18 protein-coding genes are annotated in these 18,122 nt (G+C 60.2%); 11 read left to right on the top strand and 7 right to left on the bottom strand.

The genetic code is table 11. From position 1 onward, the window contains the following. Positions 1-52: 52 nt before the first annotated feature. Genes CYG48_RS22030 through CYG48_RS22015 form a run of 4 tightly spaced genes read left to right on the top strand, consistent with a single transcriptional unit; the run spans position 53 to position 3,522 of the window. Positions 53-1,000, top strand: coding sequence for an ABC transporter ATP-binding protein (locus CYG48_RS22030; RefSeq protein ID WP_118852781.1), 948 nt, complete (start codon positions 53-55; stop codon positions 998-1,000). Beyond that, a complete protein-coding gene (locus tag CYG48_RS22025) occupies positions 997-2,208 on the top strand; it encodes an ABC transporter permease (protein ID WP_118852780.1) in 1,212 nt (403 codons plus the stop codon). The genes CYG48_RS22030 and CYG48_RS22025 overlap by 4 nt, the downstream gene beginning before the upstream one ends. 13 nt (positions 2,209-2,221) lie before the next feature. Beyond that, on the top strand, positions 2,222-2,983 hold the full coding sequence (locus CYG48_RS22020) for a fatty acid desaturase (protein WP_118852779.1): 762 nt from the start codon (positions 2,222-2,224) through the stop codon (positions 2,981-2,983). Positions 2,984-2,991: 8 nt separating this feature from the next. Next, on the top strand, positions 2,992-3,522 hold the full coding sequence (locus CYG48_RS22015) for a sterol desaturase family protein (protein ID WP_118852778.1): 531 nt from the start codon (positions 2,992-2,994) through the stop codon (positions 3,520-3,522). 25 nt (positions 3,523-3,547) lie between these two features. On the opposite strand, the gene CYG48_RS22865 is transcribed toward CYG48_RS22015, so the two are convergent. Further along, on the bottom strand, positions 3,548-4,336 hold the full coding sequence (locus tag CYG48_RS22865; protein ID WP_340162651.1) for a glycosyltransferase: 789 nt from the start codon (positions 4,334-4,336) through the stop codon (positions 3,548-3,550). Positions 4,337-4,468: 132 nt separating this feature from the next. Between CYG48_RS22865 and CYG48_RS22860 the strand changes: the two genes are divergently transcribed. Next, the gene (locus CYG48_RS22860) at positions 4,469-4,702 is read left to right on the top strand and encodes a hypothetical protein (RefSeq protein WP_340162650.1); all 234 of its coding nucleotides are present in this window, start codon (positions 4,469-4,471) and stop codon (positions 4,700-4,702) included. A gap of 208 nt (positions 4,703-4,910) precedes the next feature. Here the strand turns inward: CYG48_RS22860 and CYG48_RS22005 are convergent, their stop codons facing one another. Beyond that, a complete protein-coding gene (locus CYG48_RS22005) occupies positions 4,911-5,528 on the bottom strand; it encodes a DUF2585 family protein (RefSeq protein ID WP_118852776.1) in 618 nt (205 codons plus the stop codon). Positions 5,529-5,673: 145 nt separating this feature from the next. Between CYG48_RS22005 and CYG48_RS22000 the strand changes: the two genes are divergently transcribed. Beyond that, positions 5,674-7,404 carry a sensor histidine kinase gene (locus CYG48_RS22000; RefSeq protein WP_118852775.1) on the top strand — a complete coding sequence of 577 codons (1,731 nt, stop codon included), beginning with the start codon at positions 5,674-5,676 and terminating at the stop codon, positions 7,402-7,404. A 112-nt stretch (positions 7,405-7,516) separates the two neighbouring features. Then, positions 7,517-8,440, top strand: a complete 924-nt coding sequence (locus CYG48_RS21995) for an MYG1 family protein (RefSeq protein ID WP_118852774.1) — start codon at positions 7,517-7,519, stop codon at positions 8,438-8,440. Here CYG48_RS21995 and CYG48_RS21990 read toward each other — a convergent pair whose 3' ends face one another. Then, positions 8,441-8,827, bottom strand: a complete 387-nt coding sequence (locus CYG48_RS21990; protein ID WP_118852911.1) for an ester cyclase — start codon at positions 8,825-8,827, stop codon at positions 8,441-8,443. Positions 8,828-9,023: 196 nt separating this feature from the next. Here CYG48_RS21990 and CYG48_RS21985 point away from each other — a divergent pair, with 196 nt between their 5' ends. From CYG48_RS21985 to CYG48_RS21970, 4 genes are read left to right on the top strand one after another with little or no spacing between them, the layout of a single operon-like run. Then, a complete protein-coding gene (locus tag CYG48_RS21985; RefSeq protein ID WP_118852773.1) occupies positions 9,024-9,938 on the top strand; it encodes a metal ABC transporter substrate-binding protein in 915 nt (304 codons plus the stop codon). 42 nt (positions 9,939-9,980) lie between these two features. Then, entirely contained in the window at positions 9,981-10,826 is an 846-nt protein-coding gene (locus tag CYG48_RS21980) for a manganese/iron ABC transporter ATP-binding protein (protein ID WP_118852772.1), read from the top strand. Beyond that, positions 10,823-11,683 carry a metal ABC transporter permease gene (locus CYG48_RS21975; RefSeq protein ID WP_118852771.1) on the top strand — a complete coding sequence of 287 codons (861 nt, stop codon included), beginning with the start codon at positions 10,823-10,825 and terminating at the stop codon, positions 11,681-11,683. The genes CYG48_RS21980 and CYG48_RS21975 overlap by 4 nt, the downstream gene beginning before the upstream one ends. Continuing rightward, entirely contained in the window at positions 11,680-12,519 is an 840-nt protein-coding gene (locus tag CYG48_RS21970) for a metal ABC transporter permease (RefSeq protein ID WP_118852770.1), read from the top strand. Before CYG48_RS21975 ends, CYG48_RS21970 begins: the two co-directional genes overlap by 4 nt. On the opposite strand, the gene CYG48_RS21965 is transcribed toward CYG48_RS21970, so the two are convergent. The 4 genes from CYG48_RS21965 to CYG48_RS21950 all read right to left on the bottom strand — a co-directional run bounded on the left by CYG48_RS21965 (position 12,507) and on the right by CYG48_RS21950 (position 17,886). After that, positions 12,507-14,384 (bottom strand): dipeptide ABC transporter ATP-binding protein, encoded by a 1,878-nt coding sequence (locus CYG48_RS21965; RefSeq protein ID WP_118852769.1) that lies wholly within the window; start codon positions 14,382-14,384, stop codon positions 12,507-12,509. The genes CYG48_RS21970 and CYG48_RS21965 overlap by 13 nt on opposite strands. A gap of 1 nt (position 14,385) precedes the next feature. Further along, a complete protein-coding gene (locus CYG48_RS21960) occupies positions 14,386-15,258 on the bottom strand; it encodes an ABC transporter permease (RefSeq protein WP_118852768.1) in 873 nt (290 codons plus the stop codon). Between the two features lies 1 nt (position 15,259). Beyond that, the gene (locus CYG48_RS21955) at positions 15,260-16,276 is read right to left on the bottom strand and encodes an ABC transporter permease (protein ID WP_118852910.1); all 1,017 of its coding nucleotides are present in this window, start codon (positions 16,274-16,276) and stop codon (positions 15,260-15,262) included. Positions 16,277-16,350: 74 nt separating this feature from the next. Next, entirely contained in the window at positions 16,351-17,886 is a 1,536-nt protein-coding gene (locus CYG48_RS21950; protein WP_118852767.1) for an ABC transporter substrate-binding protein, read from the bottom strand. Between the last annotated feature and the right edge of the window lie 236 nt (positions 17,887-18,122).

Raw genomic sequence — 18,122 nt, 5'->3', positions numbered from 1 at the left:
TAACGTACCGCTGTAAATGGACGGCAGCCTTGGTGGGTGATAGTGGTGCGCCATGATAGAGAGCGCCGCTGCCCTTGAGGTCCGTGACCTACGCGCCCGTTACGGTGATAAAAACGTCCTGAAAGGGATTGATCTCACCGTGGAGCCTGGGGAAATTTTCGGTCTGCTGGGTGGCAATGGCGCGGGGAAGACAACCTTCGTGCGCACCATCTGCGGACGCTTACGGCCCGTAGCGGGTACGATTGACATTGCCGGCCAGAGCAAGCGGCAGGATCTGTCGCGGTCAATCGGGCTCGTGCCACAGGAAATCGCGCTCTACCCACACCTTACGGTCTACGAGAACCTCGAAGTGTTCGGCCGCATCTCGGGGCTCACTCGAGCCCAAACCAAAGCTGCGATCGAAGAGGTGGGGCACGTTTCCAACCTGCATGAGCGCGGCAACGATCTCGTTGAGACCTTGTCTGGAGGCTGGAAGCGACGTGCCAACATCGCAGCGGCTATCCTGCACCACCCCGCCTTGCTGATACTCGATGAACCCATGGTGGGCGTTGATCTTGATGCCCGCAACAGCCTCGAAAGCTTCATCAAGAGGCTGAGCACCCGTGGAATGGGCATACTGCTGGTCACGCATGACCTGCAGCAGGCGGAGAGCCTTTGCGATCGCGTTGGGTTTCTCCACGACGGCGTGATTGCCCCACAAGGAGCGCCGCGTGCGCTGCTGGACGCTGCATTTGGAGCGCAGAGCGAGATTATCCTGGAGTTCGGGCAGCGTCTGTCGCCGGTGCAGGAAAAGGTACTTCATAAACTTGGTTTCTCATCCGCAGGTGGCGCGCCTAACTGGAGTCGGGTCGGCGAAGGATCCATCGTTGAAGTCTCTGCAGTTCTGCAGCATGCAGGCCTTTCGCCTCGGGAGATCCGCCTGAGGCGGCCCGGGCTGGACAGCCTGTTGCTGCAACTCTCCCATCCGGTCGGCTGGACCGCCGGAGAAGATGCTGCATGATCTTCGCCATGCTTCGTGTGATGACCCTGAGCCTTTTGCGCGATCGGGGTGCTCTGGTCCTGGCATTCGTGCTGCCGGCGGCGATATTCCTGATCCTTGCTTCCATTTTTGCGGCGACAGCAAGCGACAAGCTGCAGTTGAAGGTAGCTTTCGGGGCGGCTTCATCCACGCCCTCGACCGAAGCCTTCGAAAGGGCGCTGCGGAGCGACCCGGCATTGCATGTTTCTCCGTCACTCGCGAATCGAGATGATGTCGCCGCGCGGGTTGAACGGGGGCAGGCGGATGTGGGGGTCTTCATTGGCGGCCGCCTGGAAGATGTCGACGCACCACCGGTGACGGTTTTGGTGGAGCCGAGCAAGACCATGGCTGGTGCAATTTTGGCCGGTCGCATTCAGGCGCTTGTCCAAACCGAGCTGCCGGATCTGGCCCTGCTGAGGACAGCATCGACCTTCGAGAGCGTCGTTGGAGCCTTAACACCGGAGCAGTTTGCCCGGCTTTCTGCAACCGTGGAGGCGCTGGCACGTCAGGGCGATGGCGATACAACCAATGATAGGAGCTCGGGCAACCTGATCAAGACAATTTCGGTCGGTTCGTCAGTTGGCTCCAACGCGAGCATCACCTATTACGCCGGCGCCGTTGCGATCATGTTCCTGCTGTTCTCCGCCCTGCAAAGCGCCGCGACGCTGATCGAGGAGCGCAACTCTGGGATTTTGGATCGGATCGCCGTCGGGCCCGCGGGAACGGATGCGGTCGTGCTCGGCAAGTTCCTGTTCGTCACGATCCAAGGCCTGCTGCAGGTCGGCGTGATCTTCGCTGTTGCTGCGCTGGTCTACCATCTCGACCTGACCCAGCAGATCGGGCTTTGGCTGCTGACGTCGATTGCTGCTTCCCTGGGGGCCGCGGGTCTGGCACTGGCGGTCGCAAGTGCCAGTACGACCCGGCACCAGGCGCAAACTATCTCCACATTTGTGGTGCTGATCTGTTCGGCTATCGGAGGTTCGATGGTGCCGCGATTCATGATGCCGCAATGGCTTCAGGATCTCGGGCACTATACCCCCAATACCTGGGTCATCGAGGCCTATTACGGCACTTTGTGGCGGGGCGAGGGCTTGTCGGACATCCTTCCGGAGATATTTTGCCTGCTAGCGATGGCTGCTGTCGGAACCCTGGTCGCATTGATGCTGGCTCGACGGCGCCTGCAGTTCTAAAAGGAAATGCACAATGGCTGCCCCAACCACTGATGCCCGGATCGGCCGCAGTCACACAACCATCGGCCTGGTCCTGGCGAGCCTCGTCATCCTCGCCTGGCTTGCCGTCCATATCAGCGCGATTTTCCTTGTCGACTGGAGCGTTACGTCTCATCTCCTCGCGGCTCCACTGGTCATCGCCTTGCAGTGCTGGCTGAGCGTCGGCCTGTTCATCATCGCCCATGACTCCATGCACGGTTCGCTCGCGCCGCGACACCCGAAGCTGAACCGGGCGATCGGCCGGTTCTGCGTCTTCATTTATGCCGGGTTCTCGTACGATAAACTCTATAAGAACCACCATGCTCACCACAGGCATGCGGGAACGGCCGAGGATCCGGATTTCGATGTCGAGCATCCATCGAGCTTCTTGCCTTGGTACCTCAAGTTCTTCCGGCACTACTTCGGCTGGCGCGAATTCGGCACCTTGACGGTCGCCGTCGTCATCTACCTGGTCATCCTACAGGAGCGCTTCCCGACGATGCTGGTCTTCTGGGCGTTGCCGGGCATCCTGTCGTCAATACAGCTCTTCTATTTCGGGACTTACCGACCCCACAGGATTGACGAGGAAACCTTTACCGATCAACACCGGGCGCGCAGCAACGACTTCTCCCCCATCCTGTCTTTGCTGACGTGTTTCCACTTCGGGTATCACCACGAACACCATGACGCGCCTTGGGTGCCGTGGTGGAAATTGCCCGCGCAGCGTCAACTCGCATTGCGCGCGAAAACGAACTGAGGTCGAGAATGGAAGTCATACTGTCTTATCTGGTCCCGACCGTACTGGTTGTCGGCACCGTCGTGTTCATGGAGTGGTTCGCGGCATGGTCGCACGAGCACATCATGCACGGCTGGGGCTGGAAGTGGCACAAGTCGCATCATGAGCCACATGATGAAACTCTGGAGAAGAACGATCTCTACGCCGTGATCTTCGCCTGCTTTGCGGTCGCGCTCTTCTGGATCGGTTCAGCCTGGTTATGGCCGCTGTGGTGGATCGCCGTCGGCATCTCGATTTACGGCGTGCTCTATTTCTTCATGCACGATGGCCTCGTGCACCAGCGGTGGCCATTCAAATATGTGCCGCGAAAGGGTTACCTGAAGCGCGTCTACCAGGCGCATCGCCTGCACCACGCGGTGGAAGGCCGCGATGGCTGCGTTTCCTTCGGTTTCGTGTATGCCGAACCAGCGGACCGGCTTGTGAAGAAGCTCCAGGAGAACAAGCGAAAATATGATCCGCGCGCCTTGCAGGACGAGGATCATCAAGCCGTTTCGAACTGAGTAAAGTTCCTGTGGGCCGACGGGATCAACTCGCGCCTGCGACTTTCGCCTCTGGTGCGCCGTCGGCTCCCACCTTTCCAGAGACGGTGCTCTCAATGATATCAACAGCCTTCCTGAGACCTCCGGCCGCGGCAATGGATTGGTCCATAGCCTTAGCTTTTTCGGAATAGGTGGAATCGGAAAGCAGCGTCTGGATTGCCTGTTTCATCTTCGCGGTGGTCAGGAAATGCGGCGAGAGACGCAAGCCCACCCTGTGGTGGACGATGCGGGCGGACACACCGGGCTGGTCGAAGGCGATCGGCAGCGCGATCATCGGCGTCGCGAACTCCAGCGCGTCCATGACCGTATTCATCCCGCCATGCGTGATGCAGAGGTCTGCACGCTCCAACACCTCCCGTTGCGGAGCAAAATCCGTCACCCAGCTGGCGCCCAAAGCCTTTTCCTGGCCTTTGCTCATGCCGCCGCAATGCGCAACAAGCAATTGCACATCAAGCTCGCGGCAGGCCCGCGCGGCGGTTCGAAAGAGCCGGAACCGGTGACCCTGCAGTGTGCCGAGCGACATGAAGACGAAGGGCCTCTGCGGGTCGATGGGGAAGGGGACACCAGCCGCTTTCTGCACCCCCCGAATGGGGCCGACCATGTGGAGCCGCTTGTTATGCGATGCGCGCGGAAAATCGAAGCCTTCCGTTGTCTGGGCGATCGTCGCGAGATCCGAAAGGCAGGACTGAAGATCATCAAATTCCGCACCCAAGCGGAAGCACTTGGACCAGCGCTGGATCAGCCGACGTTGCTCGGTCAGCAGCAGGCGCGACACGCGTTCGCCTCCCTCGTTCCGCTTGATCCCCTTTGGGCTCGGGTCGTACGGCCACGACAGGAAGGGAAGCGGGATTCCCGTGTCACGTTCCAGAGGAACAGCACAGGCGATCGAGATCAGCGGCAGCCGGAGATGGCGAGAAACAAGCCCGGCTGCCGGTTCCATCTGGTCGCCGAGCACTGCGTCTACGCCAAGCTGCCGCAGTTGAGCCGATCCGTGCCTGCAGAACGCTTCGGACAGTACCGCCGTGTCATGAACCGTTCGCAGGATGCCAAGCGGACCGCTTGGCCGCGACGCACGCTTGATGATGCCGTCCAACTGACGCCGATCTGTTCCCTCCACCGGCTGAACGTCAAATTGCGATGAGACCTCGTGGTCTATACCCTTGTTGACGAGAAAGGTGACGCGGTGGCCACGCCGAAGAAGCTCTTGCCCGAGCGTTTCGAAGACTGCGATATGGCTCTTGAACGGTGGGCAGATCAGCGCGAAGTGCAAGGGAAGCGTCCTGGTTTCAGGCGAAGGTAAATGGCCCGCGGTCCTTCGTCTTCAAGAAGGCGACAACGAACCGGTGTATCTAGATCATACTTGTCGAGGTGGTGATCCGAAGCAGGCCCGCAATCACGCTGTCGCCGATCATGATGAAGGTCACGATTTCGAGCGCGACGATGGCTGAAACTGTGACGGGAGTTGGCATGCGCGAGGCTGCAAGAAAACCAACGAGCACGGCAGCAGTATCGCCAAGTGAGTTGGCGATACTATCGCCGTAATAGTCCATCCCGCTTCCTTCCGCGCCGAAGATCTGGATGATGAAAGGCAGGTTCTCCATCACCTCCCAGATCATGCTGCTGATGATGGCATAGGTGGCGCGGCGCATGAGCGGCCATTGCGGCCGGATCATCTTCAGCCAGACAAACAGGCCGCATCCGAAGGCGAAATGCAGAAAGCTGTAAGGATCGGTGAGTTGCTGCGAGTTCTGCATCGGGTCCAGCGTCCCCTGCCAGAACTCGATCGTTCCGCAACCGCAGAACCAATGACGACCAAGAAGCGAGAGTGCGCTGATCTGGACAGCAATAGCAATACAGGAAAGCATCACCCAGCGGGCGTTGGAATGATTGGAGATCGCTCGAGTCGTTGGAATGTTCTCTGCCCCGCCGCTCATCCAGATCCGTTCAACTGCGTTGGTCCCGTTCATCCTGATCGCAAGAAATTAGGGCGCCTAAGCCGTTCGACCACCGTACGCTTCCGGCCGGCAAACGAAGTTTCGCTTGCAAAAGCACGCGGAAATTGCAGAAACTTAGATATCGCTAAAGGCATCATCGCCGGAAAGGACGGTGATCATGGATCAGCGTACCAGGAGTTCCACCCCGTTCGCTACGCTGACCCGGTCGCTTGCGAAGATTTCTCGCGCCCGCAGCTTTGACGAGATCGTCGACACCATCCGCACCAGCGCCCGGTCTCTGATCGGCTGCGAAGGCGTCGCCGTGATCCTCAAAGAGGGCGATCTCTGCCACTACGTGGAAGAAGATGCGATTGGCCCCCTCTGGAAAGGACAGAAGTTTCCGGCCTCCATCTGCATCAGCGGCTGGTCGATGGCCAACCGCGAGACGGCGGTCGTGCCGGACATTTCGACGGACGCGCGCATCCCGCACGCGCTTTACAGCGAGACATTCGTGAAAGCCTTGGCCATGGCACCAGTGCGTCGAGAGGATCCGATTGCGGCTATCGGCGCCTACTGGTCGCAGACCTACACGCCCGACGACTGGGAAATCGAGACGCTGGAAGCCCTGGCCGACGCTGCGACGACGGCGCTTCAGAACCTGGAAGCGCATGTTTCGCTCGCCAGACACATGGCCGCTTTGTTCAGCTCGACTTCCGGTTCTCCGGAAGAATTCGCGCTTGATGTGAGCCGCGTTTCGGCCATCGCTGCCGTCCCGACTATCCTCGATGTCGTGTTGCGGATGACCGGCATGGGCTTCGCGGCGGTGGCGCGGGTCACGGAGGCGCGGTGGATCGCTTGCCAGGTGCTCGATCCGATCGGCTTCGGCTTGAAGCCGGGTGACGAACTGCCGATCGAAAGCACGCTCTGCAACGAAATCAGGGGGCACCGGCAGACGATCGTTTTTGATGATGCCGCGGACGATCCGCAATATCGCGACCACCATACACCACGTATCTACGGGCTCAGGAGCTACATCTCGGAGCCGATCATCCTTGCCAACGGCACCTTCTGGGGCACGCTCTGCGCCATTGATCCGAACCCGGCAAAGGTGAAGAACCCGGAGGTCCTCGGCGCCTTCAAGCTGTTCGCCGAGCTTATTGCCTATCATCTCGATGCTGAGACGCGGCTGCGATCGGCGCAGGCGTCGCTGGAACGGGAGCGCGAGCTCGCCGAGCTTCGGGAGCAGTTTATCGCGGTGCTCGGACATGACCTTCGCAATCCGATTGCCGCGATCGATGCCGGCACGGCACGCCTGCTGAAGGAAGGCTGGACCGAGCGGAGCCCGCTGATCCTCAAGCTGATGAAGACGAGTGTCACGCGGATGGCGGGTCTGGTTGACAACGTCATGGATCTTGCTCGTGCCCGCATGGGTGGCGGCATTTCGCTTACCATGACCGACGCTGATCTTGCCGACACGCTCCAGCATGTTGTTGATGAGTTGCGGGTGGCGCATCCGGAGCGGGAGATCTCGGCGATATTCGACCTGCCGCGCAGCCTCACCGTCGATCACCTTCGGATTGCACAGATGGCGTCCAACCTGCTGTTCAACGCGGTTACTCATGGCGCATCCGCCACACCGGTGCTCATCCGGGCTCATTTGCGTGACCAGGTTCTCGAAATCAGCGTCACCAATGGCGGGAGCGCAATACCTACCGGGCAGATCAGCAAGCTGTTCCTGCCGTTCAAGCGCGGCGAAGGACGTCCCGGCGTGCAGGGGCTTGGCCTTGGTCTATACATTGCCTCCGAGATCGCCAAGGCGCATGGCGGCATGATCGATGTGTCATCGGATGAGCAGGAAACTTGTTTCACCTTCAGAGGCATTCTGAAGCAGGCCGAACCAATTGCTTGAAGTCGTGTGAGTAGGCCGGTTGCATTCTGAGCTGCGGCGAGATGTCGATTGAGCCGACGCAGGGAAACGGTTATTGCGGCCTCTCCCGTTTTCGCGCGCAAGGCAGCCGGTCATGATCCCAGATTACCTCGTCACCCATTCCGGTGGCTTCCATGCCGATGAACTGCTGTCGAGCGTCATCCTCACCCGGCTTTTTCCCGAGGCCAAGATCGTGCGGAGCAGGGCGCCGGAATGGATCACCCCGGGTGACGACCGCATCGTTTATGACGTCGGCGGTGGCTACGATGCCGAGGCGCGCCTGTTCGATCACCATCAGCGCGCGGCGCCGAAGCGAGATGACGGCCAACCCTACAGCTCGTTTGGTTTGATCTGGAAACATTTCGGCCGCGCCTACCTCGCAGAACTTGCCGTGCCGGATGCCTTCATCGAGAGTGTGCACGCGTCGTTCGATACCAGCTTCGTCCTGCCGGTCGACCTGGTCGACAACGGCGCGCTGAGCCCCGACAGCGCCGGCGTGCTGGCCGGGCTTACCCTGCCATCGCTGCTGGAGCTTCTGAAGCCACCTTTTGACGAGACGGACCGCACGGCCACCGACCGCGCCTTTCATGATGCACTGGCGGTCGCTCGCCGGTTCGCGGAAGCAAAGATTGGCCAGATCCACGCCAAGCTGCGGGCAGAAGCCTTGGTGCTGGCGGCGATCACCAAGGCGGGAAACGAGCGTGTTCTTGAATTGCCTATGGGCATGCCCTTCCGCCCAGCCATCGTGAAGGCGGGCGCCGATCACCTCCTGTTCGTCGTTCATCCGCGTGATACCGATTGGTGCGTCACTGGCATTCGCCGCAGCGATGAAGGTTTTGAGCTTCGTGCCGATCTTCCGGCCAGTTGGGCGGGCTTGACGGGCGCGGAACTTGAGGCCGCAAGCGGCGTGAAAGGCGCAAGCTTCTGCCACAATGGGCGTTTCATTGCCGCAGCTGCCACGCGTGAAGCCGCGCTTGCGCTGGCGGATCTTGCCGTCAAAGAAGCCGGACACTCCTGACTAAGTCGCCAGTTGGGCCTCTACGGCCACCTTGTCGATCACCGACCAGACTGACATGATCTTATCGTTTCGGAACTCATAGAATACGTTTTCTGGGAATGAGATTCTGCGGCCGTTGACCGCTAGGCCGAGGAAGGCGCCCTTCGGCGAACAATCGAAGTCGAGCCGGGCCGCAATGAACGGCGGCTCGCAGACGAGAAGGCCGATCCTGAACTCAAGATCCGGGATCTGCTCGAAGTCGTTGACCAGCATGTCACGGTAGCCTGAGAGCCCGAAATCCCGCCCGTTGTGCTGCACGCCCTCCGCAACGTAGTCCCTCAAATGTTCCCAGTCGCGGCGGTTTAAGCAGGCGATGTAAGCGCGATACAACTCCGATAGCGACGTCATCCTGCGCATCTCCATGATTGGGATCTTATGGTGAACGCATCAAACGTCACCAATGATCCAGGCCACCTGTGGCGATAGGCGCACCGCATTCAGATGCGAATAATTCGCAGTTGCATTTACGAGAACCGCTGTTAAGGTTGTCGTAATTGCGAATGAGTTGCATTCGCGAGACGAGTGCATTCTTGAGGAGGAATGGATGTTCGACAGTGTGCGACGGAAGACCATGCTAGGAATGATGGGAGCAGCGTTCGCGGCCGCACTGTCCTCTGCACCCGCTTTCGCGCAGGAGAGATTCAAAGCGGTCACGACCTTCACCGTCATTGCCGATATTGCGCAGAACGTTGCGGGTGACGCCGCGATTGTGGAGTCGATCACAAAGCCCGGCGCTGAGATCCACAACTATCAACCCACGCCTGGCGACATCAGGCGCGCACAGGGCGCGCAACTCATCCTGTGGAACGGGCTCAACCTCGAGCTCTGGTTCGAGAGGTTCTTCAGGAACCTGAAGGACGTGCCGAGCGTGGTCGTTTCGCAGGGCGTCGAACCAATGGGCATCTCGGAAGGTCCCTATCAAGGCAAGCCTAACCCGCACGCCTGGATGTCGCCCACTGCGGCACTCATCTATGTCGATAACATCCGCGACGCTTTCGTGCAGCACGATCCCGCCAATGCGGAGATCTACAAGAAGAACGCCGAGGCCTATAAAGACAGGATCAAGGCGGTCATTGAGCCCACGAAGGCTGAACTCTCCAGATTGCCGGAAGAGAAGCGCTGGTTGGTGACCAGCGAAGGCGCCTTCTCCTACCTGGCGCGCGATTTCGGCCTGAAGGAGCTTTACCTGTGGCCGATCAACGCCGACCAGCAGGGAACGCCGCAGCAGGTCCGCAAGGTCATCGACTCCGTGCGCAAGAACGGCATTGCGGTCGTTTTCTCCGAGAGCACCATTTCATCCGCTCCGGCCGAGCAGGTCGCCCGCGAGACCGGCGCCCGATACGGCGGCGTGCTCTATGTGGATTCTCTGACCGAAGCCGATGGCCCCGTGCCGACCTACCTCGACCTCTTGCGCGTCACGTCCGAAACCATCGCCAAGGGTCTGGCATCCTCGTCCTGACCGCACGCATTCATGCCGCTCATCGATAGAAGGGAATACCGAATGACCGCGCATCCTCCATCAGTGAACTTGCCTGCGGCAGAGGTGGACGGCGCCGGGATCCTCGTTAGCGGCGCCACGGTCACCTATCGCAACGGTCATACCGCCCTGCGAGATGCGAGCTTCGCAGTGCCAACCGGGACGATCACGGCACTCAGCGGCGTAAACGGGTCCGGAAAATCAACCCTATTCAAGGCGATCATGGGTTTTGTGAAGCTCGCTAAGGGTGAGATTTCCATTCTCGGCATGCCGGTGAAAGACGCGCTACGCAAGAACCTCGTCGCCTATGTTCCGCAGGCGGAAGAGGTGGATTGGAACTTTCCGGTCCTTGTCGAGGACGTCGTGATGATGGGGCGCTACGGCTACATGGGGATGATGCGCATCCCGAAAGCGGCCGATCATGATGCGGTTGCCGCAGCGCTTGCACGGGTCAGCATGACCGAGTTCCGCAAACGCCAGATTGGTGAACTCTCCGGCGGCCAGAAGAAGCGCGTCTTCCTTGCCCGCGCGCTCGCGCAAGACAGCCGGATCATCCTGCTCGACGAGCCATTCACGGGCGTGGACGTCAAGACGGAAGAACAGATCATCCAGCTTCTCCGTGAGCTGCGGGATGAGGGCAGGGTAATGCTCGTTTCAACCCACAATCTCGGCTCCGTGCCAGATTTCTGTGACCGCACCGTTCTGATCAGGGGAACAGTGCTTGCCTCGGGTCCAATCGCGGAGACCTTTACAAGGGAGAATCTGGACCAGACTTTCGGCGGTGTGCTGCGTCATCTCGAATTTGGGCATGCACCAGTGGAAGTTGACGACACTCCTGGGCGCGCCATGGAAAAGTTGGGGCACGGATGAGCGCCCTCCTGCTCGAGCCATTCACCTACAGCTACATGCTGAACGCCATGTGGGTTTCGGCGCTTGTCGGGGGCGTCTGTGCCTTCCTGTCCTGCTATCTTATGTTGAAGGGCTGGTCCCTCATTGGCGACGCCTTGTCGCACGCGATCGTTCCCGGCGTTGCCGGCGCCTACATGCTCGGCCTGCCGTTCTCGGTGGGCGCGTTCTTTTCAGGAGGGCTCGCCGCAGGCGTGATGTTATTCCTCAACCAGCGGACCAAGCTGAAGGAGGACGCCATCATCGGCCTGATCTTTTCAGCCTTCTTCGGCCTTGGCTTGTTCATGGTGTCGATCTCGCCGACATCGGTGAACATCCAGACCATCGTGCTCGGCAACATCCTCGCCATAACGCCGGGCGATACGCTGCAACTGGCAGTCATTGGCTTCCTGTCGCTGGCAATCCTGCTTGCAAAATGGAAAGACCTGATGGTGGTATTCTTCGATGAAAGCCATGCGCGATCGATCGGGCTCAATCCGACTCTGCTGAAGACCATGTTCTTCACGCTTCTGTCCGCCTCGACGGTGGCGGCGCTTCAGACTGTCGGCGCCTTCTTGGTCATCTGCATGGTGGTAACGCCGGGTGCGACCGCGTACCTATTGACCGACAGGTTTCCTCGTCTCCTCCTCCTTGCCGTTGCCATTGGCGCGGGCACGAGCTTCATTGGCACTTATGCCAGCTATTTCCTGGATGGGGCGACAGGCGGCATCATCGTTGTGCTGCAGACGCTGGTCTTTCTGACCACATTCTTCTTCGCGCCCAAGCACGGCATGTTCGCTGCACGCCGCCGGGCAACCGAGACGACGGAGGTCCGACCGTGAACCTCGTGGATACGCTGCTCGCACCGTTCGCGTTCGACTTCATGGTTACGGCGCTGATGATCGCGGTTGTCGTTGCAATCCCGATGGCGCTCCTGTCCTGTTTTGTCGTGCTCAAAGGTTGGTCGCTGATGGGCGACGCGATCAGCCACGCCGTCTTTCCGGGCGTGGTCCTCGCTTACATCATCGGCATCCCTTATATAGTTGGCGCCTTCATTGCCGGGATGTTTTGCGCCGTTGCGACCGGCTTCATCGAGGATAACAGCCGCATCAAACAGGACACCGTCATGGGCATCGTGTTTTCCGGCATGTTCGGGCTGGGTCTGGTGCTCTACGTGAAGATCCAATCCGACGTGCATCTCGACCATATCCTGTTTGGTGACATGCTCGGCGTTTCATGGGGCGACATCACCCAGGCGGCCGGGATTGCTGTCCTCACGGCAGGTATCATTGGGCTGAAGTGGAAGGACTTCCTGCTGCACGCCTTCGACCCGGCACAGGCGCGCGCCGTCGGTCTGCGGGTCAATCTCCTGCATTACGGCTTACTCGGCCTCATCTCGTTGACGATTGTGGGAGCGCTTCAGGCTGTGGGCATCATTCTCGCCATCGCGATGCTGATCGCGCCGGGCGCCATCGCCTTTCTGTTAAGCCGCAAGTTCAGCATCATGCTGCTTATCGCAGTGCCACTCTCGGTCACCGCCTCGTTCCTCGGCGTCTACCTGTCGTTCTTCATCGACAGCGCTCCGGCGCCAACAATTGTTCTCCTCCTGTCGGTCACCTTCGCCATGGCTTTCTTGAAGGTAAGCCTGGGAGGTGGGGCAGGCGCTCATTCCACCTGATATCCTGCCTCAGCCAGAACCGGCGACCACTCCTTCTCCACGTCATCCGGCGGCACTGCGGCCAGCAGGCTGCGGGTGTAGGGGTGCTGGGGCTCGGAGAAAACGGCCTCCGTTCGGCCGCTTTCCACCACCTCGCCCCGGTACATGACCATCACGCGGTCGCAGAGGTAGCGGACGACGGAGAGGTCGTGGCTAATGAAGAGCATGGAGAAGCCGTGCTCGTCGCGAAGCTTCAGGAGAAGGTCGAGAAGCTGCGCCTGGACGGAAACATCCAGCCCCGAAACGATCTCGTCGGCGACAAGGATCTTCGGCAGGGTGCAGAGCGCACGGGCAATGTTCACACGCTGCTTCTGGCCGCCGGAAAGCTGCGAAGGGAAGCGCATCGCCGCGTCCGGCGGCAGGCCGATTTCCTTGAGAAGCTCGGACGCTCGGTTCATCCGTTCCTGCTGGCTGTTGTAGGCACCCGTCGCCTCATTGGCTTGCGTCACGATGCTGCCGATCCGGCGCCGTGGGTTGAGCGCCGATTGCGGGTCCTGGAAGACCATCTGGATGTAGTCGCGACGGTAGGCTCTATCGGCATTGCCATTGGCGGTGACATCGCGACCTGCAAGGGTAAGTTTCCCATCCGTCGGCGTGTCCAGACCTACTACGAGGCGGGCGAGCGAGCTCTTGCCGCTACCGCTTTCCCCGACAATGCCGACGAACTCCCCTTCGCCGAGTGTGAAGTCGACGCTGTTCACCGCCTTGAAGCTGGTGCGCGACGCGAACGGGCTCCAGGCTGTCGTGTAGGCCTTGGTCAGCTTCTCCCCGCGCAGTTGCGTCGTGCCAGTTGTGACCTCTCGGCCAGGCGCGAGCGGCGGAGGCACGATCTCCGGAGTCTTTTCCGTGCGGATGCAGGCGGCGATGTGGTTTGGCCCAATATCCACCAGCGGCGGTTCCGTTAAGGTGCAGGCTTCCACCGCGTTCGGGCAGCGAGACGCAAAGCGGCAGCCTTTCAGGTCCTTCAGAACCCGTAGGCCCGGCATGCGTTCGGGCAGGATGTATAGCCCTCGCCGTGGACCGGTGATCGTCGGGTTGGCGAGTTGCAGGCAGCGGGTATAAGGATGTGCCGGCGCAGAGAACAGCTGTTTCGCGGGACCACGCTCCGCCGGGCGACCAGCGTAAAGCACCATGATCTCGTCGCTGATTTGCGATGCAAGGCGCAGGTCGTGAGTGATGAAGATCACCGCCGTGCCGTCGCGCTTCTGCATTTCGGCGATCAGCTTGACGATGCGCGCCTGGATGGTGACGTCCAGCGCCGTTGTCGGCTCATCAGCAATCAGCAGGCGCGGGCGGCTGGCAAATGCCATCGCGATCAGGATGCGCTGGCACATGCCGCCGGAAAGTTGGTGCGGATATCTGTCCAGCAGCGCCGCACCATGCGGCAGATGGACTGCCTCGAACTCCTTCAGTGCCCGCTGCTTCCAGTTTTCGCCAGGCGCCAGCCCGATGCGCAGCAGGTGCTCCTTCATCTGCTGCCCGACACTCAAGACCGGGTTGAGGCCCGATAGCGGTTCCTGCGGAATAAAGGCGATCTCGCGGCCGAGCAGATTGCGGCGCCGCTCGGCAGCCATACCCACCAGATCCTCGCCACCAAACTCCAGGGTACCTTTTGTGACCGCGAAACCGTGCGGCAGGAACTGCGAGATGGTGCGGCCGATCATTGACTTGCCGGCGCCGGATTCCCCGACAAGGCCGAGGATCTTGCCCGGCTCCAGCGAGAAGTTGAGATCGGTCAGGACCGGGAACCGTTCCTTGCCGCCGAGCGACTCGACGCTGAGGTTCCGCGCCGAAAGGATGGGACCTGACAAGTGACGATTGGCCATATCAGGTGCGCTCCGTCTGCGTGAGGCGGGTATCAAGCGTGCGGCGTAGGCCGTCGCCTAGGATGTTGAAGCCGAACACGGCAAAGAAGATCGCCAGGATCGGTGCGATCAGGTTGAAGGGCGCCTCGTAGATGTTCTGGCGCGCATCCGCGATCATCTGGCCCCAGGCAGGCGTTTCCGAACCGACGCTCATGCCGACGAAGGAAAGGATCGCCTCGACGATGACGGCAACACCCATTTCAAGGCTCATCAGAGTAATGAGGAGTGGCAACGTGCCCGGCAGGATTTCGCGGGTGATGGTGCGCCAGTGGGAGAAGCCGACGAGTTGCGCGGCAGATACATAGTCACGCCTCCGCAGCACGATCACTTCGCTTCGCAAGACGCGGCAGAAGCGGGTCCAGTCGACGAGGATAATCGCCAGCACAACATTTCTGAGCCCTGTGCCCAAGCCAACCATCAGGATCAAGGATAGGATGACCGGCGGGAAGGAGAGCCAGATTTCCACCACGCGGCCGATCACCCAGTCAACCCAGCCCCCAAAATAGCCGGCCACATGGGCAAAGAAGGCGCCGATGAGCATGGCGCCCACCGATGCCGTGAACGCGACGGTGAGGGCGACCCGTGCACCAAAGATGAGACGCGAAAGCACGCAGCGACCGAGGCTGTCGGTTCCAAGAGGATACATCGCATCACCGCCATCTGCCCAGGCCGGAGGGATCAGGATGGCGAGCAGGTCCTGTTCGTTGGGATCGTTCGGCGCAAGATACGGGGCGAATACCGCGCAGATGCCGAGGATCAGGATGATGACGAGACCGGTCTGGACACGGCCGGACTTCAGCCAGAGCGGAAGCGCTTTTCTCTCAGTGCTCGCCATGTCAGCGTACCCTCAGTTTCGGATTGAGGATCAGGTAGAGGCTGTCCACGATGATGCTGATCACCAGCACGGCGATGCAATAGGTTAGGCCCGCGCCCTGGATGATCGGCAGGTCGGCATTGCGGATCGCATCGACCATCAGGTTGCCCATCCCAGGGTAGGAATAGATGATCTCCACCAATAGCGTGCCGCCGAACAGGAAGCCGAACTGCACGCCCATCAGGCTGAGCGTAGGCAGGATCGCATTTTTCAGTCCGTGACGGACGAGGATGCGTTTTTCGGAGAGGCCGCGCAGGCGTGCCTGATGGATGTAGTCGTCTTGGTAGGCATCGAGCAGGCTGGAACGTAGCACGCGCATCAGCGACGGCGATAGTGCGATGCCGAGCGCCAGGCAGGGCAGGATCATGTGCTGCAGCGCGTTGAAGAAGGTCGCGATATTACCGGTGATCAGGCTGTCCAGCAGCAAGAAGCCTGTCACCACCGGGCGCTCGAAGCCTGGGCTCAGGCGTCCCGTGAAGGGGAGAACCTCAAAGAAGACACCGAAGATGAGGAGAAGGAAGAGGCTCCAGAGAAACTCGGGCAAGGAGAGAAGCAGGATCGAGAAAAAGTCGGTAACGGCCTCAAGGCGGGTGCCGCGCACATAAAAGAGGAACAGCCCGCCTGCGAGCCCGAAGACGGTCGCGACCATCATCGCAATCACAGCCAGTTCGATCGTGGCGGGCAAGGTATTACCGATCAGCGATGTCACATCCTGGCGAAAGTGGATGGAACGTCCGATATTGCCGTGCAGAAGCTGGTTCAGCCAGATGCCGTACTGTTCGTAGAGCGGCCGGTCGAGTCCCATCTCCGACCGCATCGTCTCGATCTCCTCCAGGGTCGCGTTGGGCGGCAGCGACATCGCGGCCGGATCCACCGGCAGGATGCGCAGGATGCAGAAGAGAAGCGCGGACACAACGAGCAGGATCGGTATCGCGGTCAGCACGCGCTTTACCAACAGCTTGGCAATGGTCGCAAACATGCGCATGCCCCGTATGAGAAATGTCAGGAAGAGGGGCCGGGCGTACCCGAACCCCCAAAGCAGTATCCTACGCTCTAAGACCAGGACATGGTCTTGCCGAGAACCCAAGCGTTGCCGTACTTCACGTAGTTGAGGTTCTTCTTGCGAACGACGGTCTGCACGCTCTGCAGCAGCGGAATGTTTGCACCGGTGTCGACAATCTCCTTGGCGAGATCCTGATACCCCTTGACCCGCTTCTCATACACCGGCTCCGTGAAGAGCTGGAGGATCTTGTCGCCAATTTCCTGACCCTTCCAGGCGCCGAACGGCATCTTCGGGTTCATGAGGTAACCGGCGAAAATTTCCGGGTCGCCGGTCGCGTTGTCGAAGCTGTAGAGGGTCGCCTCCGGCAGTTGGCCGCCGCGGTTCAACTCGAAATATTTCGAATACTCAATCTGCTGCAGCTCGACCTTCAGGCCAACCTTCTGCCACATCTGCACGAGCGCACGCGCGATATCGAAGTCGCTCGGGAACTGGCCGTTGGTTGCTGCGAGCGTAAAGGTGGCCGGCTTGTCAGCGGTGTAGCCCGCGTCGGCCAGAAGTTTCTTTGCAAGCTCCGGATCATACGGGAACTTATAGTCTTCCACGAAGCCAGGCGTTCCCGGCGTTGCGGGCACCGAAAGCGGCACGGCCGCGCCGCCATAAAAGGCCTTCGAAAGCGCGGCCTTGTCGATGGCATGGTGGGCGGCAAGGCGCACGGCCTTGTCCTCGAAGCCCTTGTCGTTGCGCATCTGCAGGATGATGATGCGGGTGAAGGGGTTGATTTCGGAGGTCAGGCCTTCGGTCTTGCCTAACCGTTCCGTTTCGCGAACGGGCAAGTTGACAGTGATGTCGACCTGGCCGGACTGGATCGCCGCGGTACGTGCCGACGGGTCCTTGATGATGTCGATCGTGACCTGCTTGATCTTCGGCTTCTCGCCGAAGTAGTCGTCATTGCGCTCCAGCACGATGCGGGAGTTCATCTGGTAGTCAACGAGCTTGTATGGGCCGGAGCCGATAGGCTTCTTGGCGAACTCCTCCGCACCGACAGATTCGACATACTTCTTCGGCACCACATAACTGCCAAGGAAGGCCAGCCATTGCGGCGCGGTCGGGGTCGGAGCGGAGAACTTCATCACACCGGAGGTCGGCGACAGAACCTCGATTTCCGTCAGCGTGCGCCAGGAGTTGGCGATGTCGAGCTTCAAGCCTGACTTCACACGGTCGATGAAGGTGTACTGGAAGTCCTCCATCGTCATCGGGTCGCCATTGTGGAACTTTACGTCGTCGCGGATCTCGAACGGCATGGAAAGACCGTGCGGCTTCAGCTCCCATTTAGTGATGAGGTTCGGGATCAGCTTCAGGTCAGGCGACTGGTCGAGCGGCTGGTCAAAGACGAGCTTGAAGATCGGCTGCGCATCAGGGTTGAAGCGCAGGTTAGGGTCCCAGGACGGCACGTCGGACGGCCAGCCGATGGTGACACTGTCGGAATCCTGGGCAAAGGCGAAACTGGCGTGCGACAGCACGGAGCCGCTGACCGCGGCGAGGCCGAGCATCTGCAAGAGATTTCTGCGGTCGATTTCAAAAGTCATGACGATCCCTCTGGTTCACCCGTCGATGCACGCGACGGGCTTGCGGCGGTTGTTGAACGCAAGCCTGCAATCCTGCCAGGAGCTTCGGTTTTCAGTCCCGCTTTTGCGGTCGTCCCCTTGACATTGAGCGGATGGTAATTCGAGGCATAGGTTACTTCAAGCCTAAAATTTTTCTGCTGATCGGAAAAATGAAGGCCTGATGCTGAGTTGCGGAAGGCAGTCAACGAGCCAGTAAA

The organism is Neorhizobium sp. SOG26 (genome assembly GCF_003491345.1).
GTDB lineage: Bacteria > Pseudomonadota > Alphaproteobacteria > Rhizobiales > Rhizobiaceae > Neorhizobium > Neorhizobium turbinariae.
The sequence above is the reverse complement of the archived record's forward strand: the minus strand, read 5'-3'. Positions and strand labels throughout refer to the sequence as shown.